The organism is Corallococcus sp. M7, assembly GCF_054512695.1.
The window spans coordinates 3,839,041-3,852,303 of the sequence record NZ_CM137252.1 but is presented as its reverse complement, the minus strand read 5'-3'; the positions used below and the strand labels follow the sequence as shown (position 1 = coordinate 3,852,303).

Annotated in this window: 8 protein-coding genes; 5 read left to right on the top strand and 3 right to left on the bottom strand. The window is 67.9% G+C overall.

What is annotated here, in order from left to right:
• Positions 1 to 286: 286 nt before the first annotated feature.
• On the bottom strand, positions 287 to 490 hold the full coding sequence (locus tag ACX114_RS15840; RefSeq protein WP_459298928.1) for a transposase zinc-binding domain-containing protein: 204 nt from the start codon (positions 488 to 490) through the stop codon (positions 287 to 289).
• A 539-nt stretch (positions 491 to 1,029) separates the two neighbouring features.
• On the bottom strand, positions 1,030 to 7,515 hold the full coding sequence (locus ACX114_RS15835) for an Ig-like domain-containing protein (protein WP_459298927.1): 6,486 nt from the start codon (positions 7,513 to 7,515) through the stop codon (positions 1,030 to 1,032).
• A 55-nt stretch (positions 7,516 to 7,570) separates the two neighbouring features.
• Here ACX114_RS15835 and ACX114_RS15830 point away from each other — a divergent pair, with 55 nt between their 5' ends.
• From ACX114_RS15830 to ACX114_RS15810, 5 genes are all read left to right on the top strand, one after another.
• Positions 7,571 to 7,699, top strand: a complete 129-nt coding sequence (locus ACX114_RS15830; RefSeq protein WP_459298926.1) for a hypothetical protein — start codon at positions 7,571 to 7,573, stop codon at positions 7,697 to 7,699.
• A gap of 646 nt (positions 7,700 to 8,345) precedes the next feature.
• Positions 8,346 to 9,188: a hypothetical protein gene (locus ACX114_RS15825; protein ID WP_459298925.1), complete on the top strand. Its 843-nt coding sequence runs from the start codon at positions 8,346 to 8,348 to the stop codon at positions 9,186 to 9,188.
• A gap of 187 nt (positions 9,189 to 9,375) precedes the next feature.
• Positions 9,376 to 9,912, top strand: coding sequence for a metal-dependent hydrolase (locus ACX114_RS15820; protein ID WP_459298924.1), 537 nt, complete (start codon positions 9,376 to 9,378; stop codon positions 9,910 to 9,912).
• A gap of 5 nt (positions 9,913 to 9,917) precedes the next feature.
• On the top strand, positions 9,918 to 11,726 hold the full coding sequence (locus tag ACX114_RS15815) for a metal-dependent hydrolase (RefSeq protein WP_459298923.1): 1,809 nt from the start codon (positions 9,918 to 9,920) through the stop codon (positions 11,724 to 11,726).
• 67 nt (positions 11,727 to 11,793) lie between these two features.
• Positions 11,794 to 12,186: a hypothetical protein gene (locus ACX114_RS15810; RefSeq protein WP_459298922.1), complete on the top strand. Its 393-nt coding sequence runs from the start codon at positions 11,794 to 11,796 to the stop codon at positions 12,184 to 12,186.
• A gap of 123 nt (positions 12,187 to 12,309) precedes the next feature.
• Here the strand turns inward: ACX114_RS15810 and ACX114_RS15805 are convergent, their stop codons facing one another.
• Positions 12,310 to 13,260, bottom strand: coding sequence for a lectin MOA-related protein (locus ACX114_RS15805; protein ID WP_459298921.1), 951 nt, complete (start codon positions 13,258 to 13,260; stop codon positions 12,310 to 12,312).
• Positions 13,261 to 13,263: the final 3 nt, after the last annotated feature.

Below are 13,263 nucleotides of genomic sequence, written 5' to 3'. Positions count from 1 at the left end.
AAAGCAAGAACGAACCCCACGATGGGACTGGGTCGGGCTGCTACGCAAGGCGTTCGCGCTGGACCTGCTCGCCTGAGCCCGCTTGGAGGCGGAAACCAAGCGCTGTCGTATCTGACGGCACCCGGTGGGGAGCGCTATTTTTTAGAGCACCTGGAACGACGACTCACGCGGCCTGCAAGGCTGGCCCCGATGCCCCTCTTCCGCACCCTCCGCCGCTGGGGGCGTACCCCGCGCGCAGGAAGAGGGGGAGGACGTCCGAGAGGAGCCCCACGTCCTTGAGCAGCACCTACCGCATCCGATGCGGAAAGGACAGCGTCCACTGCCGGTAGGGGACATGCGGCAGCACCTGCTCCACTAGTTGCACTACCGTCACATGCGCTCGCTTTGCGTTGCAGGAGGAACACTCCCCTCGTCCCTTGCACAAAAAGGCGACGAGAAACTCGTCCTTGCAACTCTCGCAGAGCACCCGCGCGAAGCCGTGCGCCAACACTCCGCACTCCAGGTATCAGGCTTACGTTCCGCTCCACGTACCGGGGGAGGCCGTGCCCACCTCGCTCGCCTCCGCCAGCAGCGTGGTCAGGTTGTCCTTCAACGCTTGGTACAGCGCTGTCCCCTCCGGCTGCCTCCGCCGGTTCGCTCACTCGCGCTCCTCCACTCGCTCCTCCCCTGCAACACCTTGCCAGGGCACACGCTCCTGTCCGCCTCCCACAGGGTTTTCGTGAGCTCTGGGAGACCAGGGAACTCAGGCCGCTTGATTCCAAGCAGATTGCACCTGTTGGTCCGCATGTGCTCCAAGGTGACCCTCCAGCAGTGAATTGGACGGGACGGGACGAGATGGGACGGAGCGGAGGAACTATCTGGCGTGAGAGCAAGGCGTTAGTCGGTAACAACGCGCCCTGCTTGGGGTTTTGCTTCCGCCTTGATGCGGGTTCGATTCCTGCCGTCACCATCCCGAGAAGCCCAGCAATCCTAAAGGGTTGCTGGGTTTTTCTTTGTCCTCATCTTCATCTCGAACGGCCTTGGTCCCCGCTATTGCACCGTCACGGAGATTGCCGCGGACGTGGTGACATTGCCCGCCACGTCGGTGGCCCTGGCCGTCAGTGTGTGTTTGCCCTTGGCCGCGCTCAGGAGGTTCCAGCTCACGCTGTAGGGCGCGCTGGTGTCCGTGCCGAGCACGGTGGCGCCATCGTAGAACACCACCTGGGTCACACCGGTGTTGTCGCTCGCGCTGGCCTGAATGGTGGTGCTCAGGAACAGAGCCAACAGCGTTGCCCCATTCGACGGTGAAGTGATGGCCACGGCCGGAGCGGCGTTGTCTACGGTGACGTTGCGCGAATCAACCTTGACGTTCCCGGCGGCATCATAGGCCCTGGCGTAGAGCGTATGACTGCCATTGGCCAACCCCACCGTGTCCCAATTCTCGGAGTACGGCGCGGTGGTCGCGGTGCCGATCAGCACCGAGCCGTCGTGGAATTCGACCCTCGTGACGGCCCGGTTGTCACTGGCGCTGGCCGTCAGCTGCACGCTCCCCCGAACGTAGGTGGCAGGCGGAGCGGTGAATGACACCGTGGGAAGGGTGTTGTCGACGATCACCAGGACCGCCACGGAGGTCCCCGTCCGGCCCAGACCATCGTAGGCCTTCGCCGTGAGCGTATGGGTGCCCGAAGCCACGCCCTCGGTATTCCAGCTCACGCTGTAGGGCGCCGTGGTGTCCGTCCCCAGCAGCGTCGCGCCGGCATAGAACTCGACCTTCGTCACACCGATGTCGTCCTGCGCCGTGGCCGACACCGTCACCGTGCCGAGCAGTTCGGCATTGCTGGCCGGAGCGGTGAGGGCCGCCGTCGGAGCGAGGTTGTCGACCATCACCGAGACCCCGGCGGAGGTCCCCGTGAGGCCAGCGCTGTCGTAGGCCTTCGCCGTGAGCGTATGGGCGCCCGCGACCACGCTCGCGGTATTCCAGCTCACGCCGTAGGGGGCCGTGGTGTCCGACCCCAGCAGCGTCGCACCGTCATAGAACTCGACCTTCACGACGGCCAAGTTGTCGCTGGCGGTGGCCGTCATCTGCACGGCCCCCTGGACATGGCCCGCGGCCGGAGCGGTGAGCACCGCCGTCGGGGGCGTCACGTCCAGCTCCGGCGGGCCGACCGCGAACATCAGGTCGTCATGATCATCATAGGCGCCGGTGCTGCAGGCCGAGGCGGTGCTGCCGCCAGACAGGTAGCTGGCACGAACCGCCTGCACGCTTCCCGTGGGCAACACGTACTCCGTCGAGAGGACCTGCGAGCCACTCGCGCTCGCCCGTAGCGTGGCCAAGTACTTCCACACGGGGGCGGCGGCATCGCTCGCGGAGTAGAGGGCGACCGCATCGGAGTAACTGTTGTCGATCATGGCCCCGACCTCGATCCGGACGCGCTTGCCTTCCAGCAGGGATGCTCCATTCACGCCGGAGACCGCGATCCAGCCGACCCGCCCGGACGGGTACGAGCCCCCTGCCCCATCGGCACAGCCATCGAGCGTGTTGGGCGGGTGGAGCTCTGGGAACTGAGAGACGACACCGCGGCCCTGCAGGAGCGACTCGGAATCACAGACACTGGAGACCTGTGCGCACGCGGGGACCTGGCGTGTGGCGTCGTACACGGCGGTCCCCGGCTGCACCACGCTCACCGTGACCGGGGCGCTCGTGGTGAGGTTGTTCGCCGCGTCATAGGCCTTCATGGTGAGGGTATGGCTGCCATTGGGTACCGAGTGGCTGTCCCAGGTCATGGTGAAGGGCGGCGAGGAACTGGACATTGCGTAGCTGCCATCCACGTAGAGGTCGACCCCGCGCACGCCACGGTCGTCGCTCGCGCTCACCTGGATGGAGACCCGTCCCGCCAGGCTCGCTCCCTGCGAGGGCGAGGTGAGGGCCACCGTCGGAGGCGTGCGATCATTGTCCACGATGAAAGAACGCGTGGCCGATACGCCCACATTGCCGGCGCCGTCGTAGGCCTTGGCGATCAGCGTGTGGGCGCCGTTGGCGACACTCCGACTGTCCCAGGTACGGGTGTAGGGTGAGCTGCTGCCACCCTGCCCCAGCAACTGTCCATCGAGGAAGTAATCCACCCTGGAGATGACATCATCATCGGCGGCGTTCGCCGCGAAGAAGGCATAGGAGCTGACGGTGACACCCTCCGCCGGTGAGCTCACCGAAACCGTGGGCGCGGTGACGTCGCTGGTCACCGTCACCCCCACCGCGGGCGAGGTCCCCACGTTGCCATAGGCGTCATAGGCATTGACCGTCAGCGTGTGGCTGCCATTGGCCACCGAGCCCGGGTTCCAGGAGACCGCATAGGGCGAGGAGGAGTCGGTTCCAATCAACGCACCGTCCACGTAGAGCTCGACCCGGAGAATCTGCGTGTCATCGGTGGCGGTGGCCTGGACCTGCACGGTCGAGCGGACCGTGGCACCCGCCGAGGGCGAAGTGATCGAAACCGTGGGCGGAGTGTTGTCACGCACAACGGTCACGTTCACCGGCGCGGACACCTCCACGTTGCCCGATGCGTCGTACGCGCGGGTGGTCAGGGTGTACGGGCCGGTGGGCTCGGCGACGGTGTTCCAACTGAAGGCGTAGGGAGACGTGGAATCGGTGCCGAGCAGACGCGTGCCCGCGTAGAGCTCGACCCGCGCCACCTTGCTCGGGTTGCCGACCGTGGCGGAGACCGCCACCGTTCCCGCCAGGGTCGCTCCGTCCGAGGGGCTGGTGATCGTCGTGAGGATGGAAGCGTGGTCGTTGTTCACCGTCACCACGACGGGGCTCGAGGGGCTCGCGTTCCCCGCGGCGTCCCGGGCCACCGCCGTCAGCGAGCGGCTGCCATTGGGCGTGTTCCAGCTGTTCCAGCTCACGCTGTACGGCGGCGTGTCATCGGTGCCCAGCAGGGTCGTCCCCTCGTAGAAGTCCACGCGCGCCACGTCGTAGTCATCACTCGCGCTGGCCGTGGCCGTGGCCATCCCAGTCAGGACCGTGCCCCCGGCCGGAGAGGTGAGCTGCGCGGAGGGCGACGTGGTGTCCGGCTCGTCTGCGAGCGTGAAGACCAGGTCATCGTGGTCGTCGTCATTATTGGAGCCGACGCTGCACGGGGATTGGGTGTGCGTGCTGAACCAGTAGCTTGCACGCACGGCCTGCACATTTCCGGAGGGCAGCCTGTACTCCGTGGAGAGGGTCTGCTGGCCATAGTTGCCCTGCACGAGCGTGGTCAGGTACGTCCATGAGGGGTGGGCCGCGTCACTCGTGTAGTAGAGATCCACCCCCTCACGGTTCGGGCTGAGCGCATTGACGGTGACGTCGATCCGGACCCGCTTCCCGGCCGCCAGGTTCGTCCCATCCGGCCGATACACGCGGATCCGATCGATGGCTGTCGAGGTGCCCGGATAGAAGGTCGCGGTGCCGTCGGCGCATCCATCCAGGGTGTTGGGTGTGTGGGCCTCGGAGGGAGAGCCCCTGTTCGCGAGCAGCGTGACCGAGTCGCAGTAGTACGACGGCGTGGTGCAGACCGGGACCTTCAGGGTTGCGTCGTACGCCGCGGCGCCCGGGTTGCTCACCGTCACGGTGACAGAGGCGCTCGTCGAGCCATTGCCCGCCGCATCCATGGCCGTGGCCGTCAGCGTGTGGCTGCCATTGGCCTGGAACGTCGAGTCCCACGTCAGTGCATAAGGAGCTGAAAGACGGGTGCCGAGCAGCTTGCCATCGACAAAGTAGTTCACCCTCTCCATCTGCCGATCGTCATTCGCGGAGACCTGGAGGGAGACCGCGCCGCTCACGTTCGCGCCAGAGGCCGGCGAGACGATGGCCACCGTCGGAGGTGTATTGTCGTTGTCCAACACCACGTTCAGCGGCCCCGCCATGGAGACGTTGCCGGCGGTGTCATAGGCCTTCACATAGAGCGCCCAGGAACCGTTCCTGAAATAGCGTGCGCTCCAGGTCACGTCGTAGGGCGCCGTCGAGCTGCCGCCGATGAGACGGTAGTTGGAGGGCGGGAGCAGATAGTAATACTCGACACGCACGTTCCCGCCCCGGTCATCACTGGCACTGGCGCTCAGGTGGACATCCCCGCTCACGGCCGCGCCCGCTGCGGGCGAGAGGACGGACACCTGCGGCGGGACGAGGTCGTTGTTGACGATGACGTCCACCGGGTCCGACGTGGTGCTGAGGCCCGCCGCATCGTAGGCGCGCGCCGTGAGGCGATGGGTGCCGTTGGGCAATCCCTTCGTGTTCCACGTCAGGGAGAAGGGAGGACGGGTGGCGGTGTCGACGAGGGTCGCGCCGTCGTACAGCTCGACGCGCGCCACGCCGAAGTTGTCGCTCGCCTCCACCCCGACGGTGACGGTGTTCTCCACCGCCGCGCCCGCAGTGGGCGAGGTGATGGCCACCGTGGGCGCGGAGGGGTCCGACTCCTGTCCCACCGCGAAGACCAGATCATCGTGGTCGGAGCGGGAGTCCGGGTTGCACGCCTGCGCACTTCCTCCGGTGCGGTACACCCCGCGAATGGCCTGCATGCCGCCCGGAGGGAGGAGGAATTGGGTCGAGAGGACCCGGTCCCGATAACCTCCGGGAGCGAGGGTCGTGAGATAGGTCCAGACGGGGCTGCTCGCGTCGGCCGCGGTGTAGAGGTCCAGGGATTCCTGCCCGTACTGGTGGCTGGCCCGGACCGTCGCCTGGATCGTCACCCGCTTGCCCTCCGCGAGCGCATCCCCCGCGTCCCGGAAGACGGCGAGCCGCTGCAGCGCGGGGCTGGGGAGATCCGGCCGGTTCGTTCCATCCGCGCAGCTCCCCGTCAGGGTATTCGGGGCATGCAGCTCGGGGCCGAGCGCTCCCCTCCCCTCGAGCAGCCACACCGAGTCACACCGGCAGCTCACGCTCGCACAGGCGGGCACCTGCCACTGCGCGTCGAAGGCCGCGTTGCCCACGTTCTGCACGGCCACGTCCACGGGCGCGCTCTGTGTCCAGCCGCAGCCGTCGTCGTACGCCCTGGCGGTGAGCGTGGTGGGGACACTGCTGGCGGTGGTGGTGTCCCAGGCCAGCGTGTAGGGAGGCGAGGTGACCGTGCCCAGCAGGAACACGCCCGCGTAGAACTCGACCTTCGTGACGCCCACGTCATCCGTGGCGTTGGCCGTGAGCGTCACCGTGCCGCTCAGCGCCGCTCCGGCCGCCGGGGCGGTCAGGGCCACCTGCGGTGACTGCGTCGCCTCCAGCACCGAGCACGGGGTGTACAGCAGCCGGTTCGGCGCGCCCTCGGTGCCTGAGACCTTGTCCGGCGTCACGCGGCTGATGAGCCTGTTCGCGACCTCCTCGGGCGTGGCGGTGGGGTTGGCTTCCAGGTAGAGCGCGACCGCGCCCGTCACATGGGCGGCGGCCATGGAACTGCCGCTGGTCAGCAGGGTGTCGCTGTAATGACCATAGGTGCCTGTTTCACCGGGCCAGGCCGAGGTGATCTGCGAACCCGGCGCGAAGAGGTCCACGCAGCTGCCGTAGTTGGCATACGAGAACCGTTGGTCCGTGACGGTGGTCGCGCTGACGGTGATCGCCGCCGGAAGCCTCCCGGGAGAACGGAAGCACGCATCCGCGCCGAAGTTGAAGGGTCCGCCCTCGGTGTCGCCCGCGGCCACGACGTAGGGGATGCCCGCGTTGATGGAGCGGGTGATCGCATCCTCCAGGGCCTGCGTGTCGGCATAGGCCGTCAGGCTCATGTTGGCCACCGCCGGCTTGATGTGATTGGCCGTCACCCACTCGATGCCCAGGATGGCATCGGACACGTAACCCGCGCCGTCGCAGCCGAGCACGCGCACCGCGTGGAGCTTCACCCCCTTGGCGACGCCGTAGGTCTTGCCGCCAATGCTTCCCGCCACGTGGGTGCCGTGGCCATTGCAGTCCGGGTTGCCCTGGTTCCAGCTGTAGCTGGCGACGTCGTATTCGAAGCGGGCGCGCCCCTCGAACTCGGTGTGGGGCGTCCAGATGCCTGTGTCGAGCACGTAGACATGCACCCCGCTGCCCGTCCGGCTGTAGGAATAGCCCTGGTCCAGCGGCAGGTCGTGCTGATCCAGCCGATCCAGGTTCCACGGAGCAGACGGCTGCGTGCTGGCGGCCCTGATCATTCCGTCCTCTTCGACGTAGCGCACGCGCGGGTCCAGGCTCAGCCGCCGTGCGTCGGCCTCGGTCATCGTCGCGACGAACCCCGGGAGGGCGTGCGAGTACACGTGCCCGACCTTCGCCCCGTGGAGCGATGCCACCTCGGAGGCCACGGACGCCACGCGCTGCGTCGGCGCCTGGAGCGCGGCCAGCGAGGTCTTGTCCTCGAGGACGACGATGTAACGCCCGGGGAAGGCCTTCTCGGTCTTCAGCAGCCGGGTGCCGGCGACGAACGCCTTGCCGCCCGGGCGCGCGCGCGGCGGGGATTCGGCCTCCGCCGTGCCGGAGGAGGTCCTCGAGTCGCAAGCCAGCAGCGTGACGCCGACGGCCACCAGCAGTGGAAAAATCCGCATACTCTAAATTGAGTGGCGAACGTGAAATGGATCGCGATCCAGGACCGTGGCGCGCGTGGACGTGCGGTCGGAGCCGGTGCGCGTCACGGCGGCGTCCCGGCCCACGAAGCCCGTTGGCAGCGACCCGGGCATCGGCGTGTTCGAAGAGGCAGCCGCTTCGAATCCCGCCGCCGCCATCCCGTGAAGCCTCCGATGGCCTCCCCGGAGCCGGTGCCTGCGGAGGGGGGCGCCCGGGGCCCGTCCCCCAGCCGACAATCATTGCCATGAATCGCCCTGCCCCCTGGTAATGGGATGACCCGGTTCCTACCTGCACTCTCAGTCAACCCGGGCGGGTTGAAGGGGTCAGCGCAATGTCATGGAACACGAGGCGGTGGGTCGTCGGGGTGGGGCTTCTCCTCGGCGGGTTGAGCACGGGCTGCGGCACTTCGGACGTGCGGGGAGCGCCCGAGCCGGAAGCCGTCGCTCCGGAGCCGACGGTGGACGAGGGGCCTTCCGGGGGAGGCGCGGTCACGGAGGAGCCTTCTGGAGAGCCGGACCCGGTGGTACCGCCCGGGCAGCCCGAGCAACCTGTGGAGACCGAACCGCCTCCACCTGCCCCCGGGCCTTCGGGATGCGAGGTCTTCCCGAGCTTCTCCTCGGAAGTCCTGGCGGCCTGGAAGCACAGGGCCCAGGGGACTTCAACGTATGGCTTCTGCGGGAGTTCGGCGGCGGATGGCGCGGGCAACATCATCATGACCTCCACCACCTGGGACCTCATGCCGATGTCCTTCTCCGTGGTGAACTCCGACGGTGTCTACCGTTGGGGCGGTTCGATAGGCGATGCGAATGGCATGAGCCTGAATAGCCAGCCCCAGGGGTTCCTGGGACACAGCTACCATCCCCTCGAAAGCACCGTCTGGATGACGTTCCTCGACACCGTCCAGGGGCGAGTCATCCAGCATCCACGGCGGCCGGAGGGGTATCAGGCCAGCGCGGTGAACCCGGCGGGAGGGATGCATGAGGTGCTCGTCGACGGAACGCTCAACGCGTATGGCGCGACGGGCGAGCTTCGCTGGAGCGTGTCCCTGGCCTCACTGCTCAACGGTCCCGTCAGCGCGCTGGGCGTGACCACCGAGGGGCACGCCCTGGTCCTCTCCGCCGGGGCATTGGCGGAGGGCGCGGTCTCGGTGGAGGGCGTCTGGGTGGACAGCTCGGGCCAGCCCGGCACCCCGTTCCTGGCGCTGACCCTGGAGCAGGCTCCGAACCTCTACTACCGGTACGACCTCGCGCCCGTGTTGCAGGGAGGCCTCGTGATGGGGGTCGAGAACAACTTCGGCAAGACGTGGGTGGCCGCGTTCGACGGCCTGCAGTCCGCTGCCAGTGCGCTGCCCGAGTGGCTTGACGGCGAGGGCGGCCGCGGGTTCGAGCTGCTTCCCGGCGGCAAGGGATATCTCCGGTGGAGCCAGGTCGATGCCGGAAATGCGGGCTGTCAACACGAGGCGCAGCTCATCGCGGCCTCTGGCGAGTCCTGCGGCAAGGTGCTCCTGCCGGCCATGGACACTGGGGGCTCCTGCGGCTTCATCCGGGTGGGGGGCGACGGGACCGTCGTCGAAGACCTGCCCGTTGAAGATGTCTCCGGAGAGAGGCCCTATTCCCGGTGCCACGTCCGGTGGTGGCCGGCGCTGTTCCGCTGATCCGCTGACGAGCGTGTCCGGACATTCTGCCCTCCCAGAAGAGTGACTCTGGGAGGCGCTGCAAGGCGTGGCCTCGCGCCGGGGCCAGCCTCGCCCTCAAGCCCAGGCCTTCCAGGGGCGATGGAGGTGGGCGGAGCCAGGGCGTGGAGGTGGTGGCCTCCGTCGCAGGGGCTATACTTCGCCGCAGATGGCGAGCATTGGACACGTGGCAATCGGCATGGCCGCGGCACGGGCCTGGGTAGGCAAGGACGCGTCGCGCGCGAAGCTGGTGCGCGCGATGGTCGCGTTCTCGGCGCTGTCGATGTTGCCGGACGCAGACGTCATCGCGTTCGCGTTCGGCATCCCGTACGAGGCGCCCTGGGGCCACCGGGGTGCGTCGCACTCGTTCGTCTTCGCGCTGTGGGTCACCGCCATCATCGTGGCCATCGCCCGGCGCGCGGGCGCACCGGCGCTGCGCACCTTCGTCTGTGTCGCGGCGGTCGCGTTGAGCCACGGACTGGCGGACATCCTGACGGACGGCGGGCTTGGCTGCGCGCTGTTCTGGCCGTTCTCGTATGAGCGCATCTTCGCGCCCGTCACGCCCATCCCGGTCGCGCCCATCGGGCTGTACATGTTCTCCCCGCGCGGGCTCTACGTGGTGATGTACGAGCTGCTCTTCTTCGCCCCGTTCTTCCTCTACGCGACGTTCCCCAGGAAGAAGTCCCTGGCGGAAAGCACCGGGTAGCGGACGTGGCCTCGCTGTTCACCCATGCCGCTTGGACGGCGCTCGCCGTTCGCGCGCGGCCGGGGGCAGCCCTTCCTCGGCGGGTCCTGATCGCGGCGGGGCTCTGCGCCATCGTCGCGGACCTGGACTTCGCGCTGTCGCCGTTCAGTCAGCACCCCGGCGACCTCTGGGCGCACCGGGGACTGCTGCACTCGCCCCTGTTCCTGCTTGTGCTCGCCGTCGTGGGCGCGGCGCTGGTGACGCCCCGCGGGGAGTGGCGCCAGCGCCTTTGGCGATACGCGCTCGTGTTGTGGCTCGCGGGCTGCGGGCACGTGCTCCTGGACCTGCTCACCTGGGGTGGTCCGGGCACGGCGCTCCTCGCCCCCTTCTCCGAAGCGCGCTTCCAACTGCCACGTGCCTTGCGACTCGCTCCCGTCGTCCCGGTGGGAATGGATGAATGGCTGGGACGGCTCGGCGTGCAGGTGCTCGCGGTCGAGTCGCTCTTCATCCTCCTCCCGACGCTGCTCCTGGTGCGCGGCGCCGCGCTGCCTCCGGAACCCGCCGCGCGTCGCGGATGGACCGTCCTCTTCGGTGCTTGGGCGCTGCTGGCTGCGGCCTTGCGCGTGTTCGGACCCACGGGCTTCTCGCTTCCCCCGGAGCGCGTCATTTCCGCCCTGCCATCGGATCCGGGAGAGCGGCCCGAGGCACTTCCTGGCCCCGCGCTCGTCACCCGGTTCGACGAACTCCAGGCGCGCGGCTTGTTCAACCGGCCGCTCGTTCCAACGCGGGTGCCGTGGTCCTCGGAGTTCTATCCCTTCTGGTTCGGTGGCCAGGCCGGCCGCTGGCGCGACTCCGTGCCGACCCTGGTGGGGAGGACGCTGTTCGGAGTGGAGCCGCCTTCCGCCCCGGTCCCGGGGGACGGGCTGTTCTGGCTGTCTCCCACGGAGAAGTACGACCTCGCCTCGGGAGCGGTGGACTTCCCCGCGACGAAGGCGGCGCTCGCGGAGACGCACAACCGCCGGCCCCGGCCGAGGTTCTGGTTCGGGCTCTGCAACGGCGCGGCGGCGGCGGCGCTCGCGCTGGAGGAGCCCTTCCGCACGGTCGATGTCGTGGCCCGCGATGGGCGCCGGATCCGCTTCCATCCCAACGACGTGAAGGCGCTGCTCGCGGCCGCGTACTACCAGCCGGCGGAGATCCATACGGTCAGCGAGCTCTGCACCGGGTCGGGCTTCGACGTGAGCGCGCGTTGCAGCGTCCACCCCGCCGCCTTCGCGCTGGCCGTGTTGAATCGCCTGGGGATTGGCGGCCAGTCCTTCGTCGTCGAGGTCCATCCCACGAAACAGTCGCAGTACCACTCGGTGGCCGGTGCCACGGTGCGGTTGACGCGTGAGCCCTACGCACCGTCCAGCGAGCCCCTGGCGCCCGAACTCGCGCCCCGCGTGGCGAAGCTCGTGGACGTCGACATCGAGCTGAGCCTCAGCTCCACGTTGCTCCCCGCGAGCGCCACGGACGTCCTGGATCCGAAATGGCCCGAGGGCAGCGGATACGCGAAGGTCGGCGCCAGGCCTCTCGTGCAGCACTACCCGATGACGCTGGCGCTGGATGCCTCCGGAGAAATCGTGGGCGGGCGCTACACGGGAGACCCTCCGGACGGACCGGATCAGCTCGGGGTCACCAGCCCCCTGCCCTCGCTGCGTGCGGAAGGCATCGTCGATGCCGCCCCCCCGCTGCGCTGGCAGGCCATCGAAGCGCTCGCGCGGGCCAGCGTGAGCACCGATCCGAGCCCCCCCTTCGTGGACGTGAAGGTCTTCGACGCCAGCCCCGCAGCGCCCTGAGCCAGGTGGACGCCGCGGCCTCCATGATAGGGTTTGAGTCCACTCGAAGGACCTCCAGGGGTTTCCCATGAAGCTCTCCCTTTCAGCGCTGGTGACGTTGGTTGGCCTTTCCCTCGTCGGATGCGGCGGCCCGGCTCTTGACGACACGATGGCCCCCGAGGCCGAAGCGCGCACGGTGTCCCAGCTCGGCACCTGTACGGCGGCCTGCGCCGGGGGCACGTCGGTCTCCTGTACGGGGACCACCTGTTCGTCGACGGACAACCAGGGTGTGACGTGCGACGGCGTGCTGACCGCCTGTCCGTCTTCCTGCGCCGGACTGCTGTCATGCAGCACCTACGTGAACCAGCGGTGCACGACCCCGGGCGCCACGAAGGCCTGCTGCAACGCCACGACCCATACGCCGGACTCCCTGCTCTGCTCGGGCTCGGCGGCCACGGGCTACCGCTGGCTCAATTACTAGCCGGACTGCCTCAGTGCGCGGGCTCCTACAATGAGCCTTCACTCCAGAACCAGCCCAGCAACCCTGGTAGGTTGCTGGGCTTTTCCTTGCCTTCGGTTGTCCGTGCGTTGAATGGGGTAGCCGTTAGAACCAAATGGTGCGCGGCGTATATCCCCACTGCGAGCCGGGCACGATGGTGCCGTTCTGCGGCTCCAGGATCTGGGCGGTGAATGTCTCGTCGATGAAGATGTTCACGGCATGCGCACCGGGTGGCTTGTCGCCCACGATCGAGCCCGCCGCATAGGCGAACTTGATGCCAGTCGCGACATAATCGGCATACTGCTGCCGAGAGACCTGCGCCTTGTAGACGTACGAAAAATCCTCGCAGTCGAAGACGTCTGGCTGATAGCGGAGCTGGCCGAAATTGGCCGCGTTCCAGATCGCCTTGGCCTTGGCATTGGAAAGCACCCCGTAATAGGCGTCACCCCGGCCGAGGTATTGGAGGCTGAGCGCCGGCCATTGTCGCTTCAGGAGCGTCTCCAGCAGGTGGCGGTCGAGCGCGAAATACTCCGTCGAGAAAGATGCCGCGGCATCCGTTGGGTGGGCATAGAGCCATGACCACCCGCCCGCCCCGCTGTTGGGGGCTCCTGCACAGACATTGTAGTTCTGCCCATTCGCCTGGATCGACAGCGTGAACTGAACGTTGGTCCCTGTCGCGGTGAGTTGCGCAGGGACCGCGGCGGGATTGGTGGAGAAATAGAGGGGCAGACTCAAGCCCTTCGTATCCGGGATGCAGAGATAGGCTTTCTGGTCGCTGATCAGCGAATAGGCGCGCGTGGCGCCTTTGAACGGATCGGCTTCGAAGGCGACCGGGATGGGATCGGTCGGATGGCTCATCGCGGCCAGCACTGCCCAGCCCATCGTCCCGAACGGATCGGGCGATTCGATGACCGCGCGCGGATTGACGGCTCCCGCTTCGATGATTGCGATCGGAACCCCCGGGAGGATCGCCGGCGCGGCGTCCGGGGCAACGCGCTTGAGCAGGCGGTGGATCTCTTGGAGGCGCAGGGCCCCCTCAGGTCGGGTCCTGGTCATGGG